Below are 2,979 nucleotides of genomic sequence, written 5' to 3' on the forward strand. Positions count from 1 at the left end.
GAATGGGCTTTTACGTGAATTTTTCCCTAAAGGACACTCACTGAGGCAAGTCACACCAGAGGAAATACAGCGGGCGCAAAATGCTTTAAATGGCAAATATCGCCGGATCTTAGGTTATCATTCCGCCCAAGAAGCATTAGAAAATGAATTAGCCCAGCCAAATAAGTAGTGGCTAAAGTTCGACAGTGGGAGGCCGGCCATTCGCTACGCTTCCTGGCCGGCCTCCCACTGAACTAACATCTATCTTCACTTATAGTTTAAGCTTTACACTTGTCGCACTTGATTTGACAATTGGGGTATATATTTAATTACGTTCTGCTGGGGTTCCAGACATAAAAATGTTCAAAGAGCGATACTTAAACAAAACGATATTATTACAGTTTTAGAGGAGATGATGATGTCCGGTCGTTGTGGATGGTTAAGTTGATTCAGGTGTGTTAGAAGTGATGAATAAAGATTAGAAATGGTTACATAATGAACTACATAACTATGGTGTAGATGGTGTTAAGGATGTATCCGTAGCTAAATTTTACAAAAAATAAGGGAAGTAGTTACATATAAAAGTTAATTATATGGGTTTTAAAGGGCTGCTTGCATTGCATGCTTCTATGGTGTATCGTTAAAGTGTGCGTAGCTAAATCGTTTACAATGTTTTTCTTAAAATAAATTATAGCTAAATTATTAAAAATAATTTTTAGATATTATATATTTGCCGAACTGATTTGGCAAATATATTTTTTCTCATGCAGTTTAGTATTCAGCGTTAAACTAAATGACTTTGATTACTATTACTGTGACAGTGCAGATATAAAAGTTAGAATGGAGGAGAAGTATTTGGAAGTTTATTATCTAAAATCGAGCGAATTTGATCCTGAAAAATTCGCGCGACCGATGGTAATGGCATTGGGCTTCTTTGATGGGGTTCACCGCGGACACCAAGGGGTGATCAACACGGCACGTAAATATGCGCAAGAAAAACAATTGCCTTTAGCAGTAATGACATTTGATCGTCATTCGTCGATGTTGTTTACCGATCCAGAAACAACTTCGTTTCGTTATTTAAATACCCTGCCACAAAAAGTGGACCTAATGGAAAAACAAAAAGTGGATTATTTATTTGTTGTGGAATTTTCGCATGCTTTTGCAACATTAAGCCCCGAAACGTTTGTGCAAAGATATTTGATCGATCTCCGAGTTAAGGTTGCAGTTGCGGGTTTTGATTTTACATTTGGTCAATATGGACTGGGTGACATGGAACTCTTGCGAAAATTAGGAGAGCCTGACTTCCGAACAGTAACGGTTCCAAAGAAAAATGAAAATAAACATAAAATAAGCTCTACTAGGATCCGTAAGTTGATCGCAACTGGTAAAATGGCCGAGGCTTGTCAGTTATTGGGGCATGAATATATGGTTGGGGGAAAATTATTGCCTGATCAGCAAATTAAAATTGATAATAAATATCAACAGCTGCCACCATTAGGAACATATGTATGTCAACTCGAAATTGGCGCAGAAAAGCACCAGGTTAAGATCAACATTCTTACTTCAGAAACCAGGCCAGTTAATCAAATTATCCAAGCTGATCTGCATAAGTTTTCTAAAAGTAGTCTAAAAAATGGCATTGAAGTTATGTTAACTTGGCCAAAACAAAAAGAAGCGGCTGATACGGTAGTGAACGGTTTGCTTTCTGAGCAAGAACAGCAAGAAGCTAGTAATTCATTTTAGTAGATCGTTGGCCACTATTCACGTGTTATTTTAAGGTTGTGAATTAATATGAACTATAATATTTTACCATTTAAGTATTTTGTGGATGTAGTTGAGACCCAGGGATTTACCTCTGCGGCCAAACGGAATTTTATTTCACAAACAGCTATTAGTAATTCTGTTAAAAATTTAGAACAGCAATTAGATGTTAAGCTGATCGATCGCTCAACTTCTCATTTTATGGTAACGCCTGCTGGGGAAGTGTTGTATCGCGATTCAATCAAATTGATCAAAGATTACCAGTCTTTTGCAGATAATCTAACGAATCTAAAGCACTCGGGAAACCAAAAGCATGTTCTTAAGATACGTTATTTAAGAGGATTTGGATATTGGGCCACTGTTTTGGCGAATAATCTTCAGAAACTGGACCCCACCATGGAGATTCAACTAGATACTGAATCGTTTTCAGACAGTATTACTAGGCTAGATGCTGGTGATTACGATATTTTGGTGAGCTTTTCAACAGCGGTAAGTAAAATTAAAAATATTAATTCTTCTCCGATCGGAATGGCAAATTTTTGCATTTTAGCCAATAAAGATATTTTTGATAAAGAAGGAAAAGTTAAGACTAGAGTTGTGAAAAAGAAACCACTTTTTTTGCAGAAATGGACGGCGACAGACAGTAATGATGTTCAGCAAAAGATCCGTATTATTTTGAAAAAAATGGGCATTAGTTATTCAGAAGTAGTTTATTTGGATAGTTTTGATTCTGCGACAGCTAACGTTGAGCTATCAAAAGGTCTTGCTTTATATCCACGTGAATTCTCGATCCCTGATTTTTACCCAAATGTGTTAAAGTACATTCCTAAATTTCCAGACTTACAGTATGATGTAGTTGCGATCCATAAAAAACCGGAGATTGGGCAGCTTTTAATTAAGTATGAACAGTACATGGAAGGTAAGTAATAAAAAATATTTTATATGCAAAAAGACACGGATCATTGCCCGTGTCTTTTTATGTAACCTAAATTAGCTTATTGTAATGAATTCAATAAGAATTTTGATAAGCAGGTTATTCAACGGATCGTTTTAACCATGGCATCTTTTCACGCATGAACGGAACTACCCAATGGTCCAAACCAATTTTACCAGCATTGAATCCTGCGATCATGATCAACATGCCCAAAAGAACATAAGTTGGGTTAGTAGAAATTGTGCCAGCAAATAAGTATGCAAAGTTCATCACAACTCCAAAAAAGGCAGCGGCTGTGGTTA

At 36.6% G+C, this 2,979-nt stretch carries 2 protein-coding genes and 2 pseudogenes; 3 read left to right on the top strand and 1 reads right to left on the bottom strand.

Annotation, left to right across the window (positions count from 1 at the left end; translation table 11 throughout):
• The 3 genes and pseudogenes from LACPOB_RS13325 to LACPOB_RS0102705 form a co-directional block, all read left to right on the top strand.
• Positions 1-169 (top strand): annotated as a pseudogene (locus LACPOB_RS13325) (IS30 family transposase); the annotation flags it as partial.
• Positions 170-834: 665 nt separating this feature from the next.
• Positions 835-1,725: an FAD synthetase family protein gene (locus tag LACPOB_RS11605; RefSeq protein WP_017867295.1), complete on the top strand. Its 891-nt coding sequence runs from the start codon at positions 835-837 to the stop codon at positions 1,723-1,725.
• A 48-nt stretch (positions 1,726-1,773) separates the two neighbouring features.
• Positions 1,774-2,670, top strand: coding sequence for a LysR family transcriptional regulator (locus LACPOB_RS0102705; RefSeq protein WP_017867296.1), 897 nt, complete (start codon positions 1,774-1,776; stop codon positions 2,668-2,670).
• 106 nt (positions 2,671-2,776) lie between these two features.
• On the opposite strand, the pseudogene LACPOB_RS11610 reads toward LACPOB_RS0102705, so the two are convergent.
• Positions 2,777-2,979: pseudogene (locus LACPOB_RS11610) on the bottom strand (Crp/Fnr family transcriptional regulator); the annotation flags it as partial.

It is taken from the genome of Ligilactobacillus pobuzihii E100301 = KCTC 13174 (assembly GCF_000349725.1).
GTDB lineage: Bacteria > Bacillota > Bacilli > Lactobacillales > Lactobacillaceae > Ligilactobacillus > Ligilactobacillus pobuzihii.

What these genes read in the sequence shown, in the direction of transcription:
- LACPOB_RS0102705 (WP_017867296.1), top strand. Translation starts at nt 1,774, where the DNA reads ATGAACTATAATATTTTACCATTTAAGTATTTTGTGGATGTAGTTGAG.